Below are 635 nucleotides of genomic sequence, written 5' to 3'. Positions count from 1 at the left end.
GTCACAACGCTCGTTGTGCCAGTCTCGCCCGTCTTCGGATCGGTCGTTGGTGTCGTCTGCACGACGGCCACCGTCTTATCGCCGTCTGACCAGTTCTTGGTAACCTCGGTCACGGCACCGCTGCCATCGACCCTCGTAGTGGTAGTCCCACCTTCAGGATCCGTGGTCGTGATCGTGTTGTAGTAGCCATCCTTCGTCGTTGATACCGGTTCAGCTACCTTAAAGAAGGAACTGCTGCCATCTGGGTTGATGTTCTCACCCGTCTGGTCAGTCGTTGGATTACCTTTGGTATCCGTTCCTGGCGTATCGTGAGTCATGGTTACGCCGGGATTATCGTTCGTAACCGTTGTCTTGCCAGTCTTGATACTTTCACCTGGCTTAACTGTGATGTCCGGCAAACTTGGCTGATCCTTTGGCGTCTCGGTCACGGTCACAACGCTCGTTGTGCCAGTCTCGCCCGTCTTCGGATCGGTCGTTGGTGTCGTCTGTACGACGGCCACCGTCTTATCGCCGTCTGACCAGTTCTTGGTTACTTCAGTCACGGCACCGCTGCCATCGACCTTCGTAGTGGTAGTTCCACCTTCAGGATCCGTGGTCGTGATCGTGTTGTAGTAGCCATCCTTCGTCGTTGATAC

The 635-nt window shown here is 55.3% G+C and carries 1 protein-coding gene; it reads right to left on the bottom strand.

Translation table 11 applies throughout. The features are described from left to right. Positions 1 to 635 (bottom strand): hypothetical protein (locus FFM73_RS12835; RefSeq protein ID WP_373278681.1); only part of this gene is annotated, 635 nt, incomplete at both ends.

It is taken from the genome of Secundilactobacillus hailunensis (assembly GCF_005405185.1).
In the GTDB taxonomy this organism is placed as follows: domain Bacteria; phylum Bacillota; class Bacilli; order Lactobacillales; family Lactobacillaceae; genus Secundilactobacillus; species Secundilactobacillus hailunensis.
Note: the sequence above shows the minus strand (reverse complement) of the source record. Positions and strands in the feature narration are given on the sequence as shown.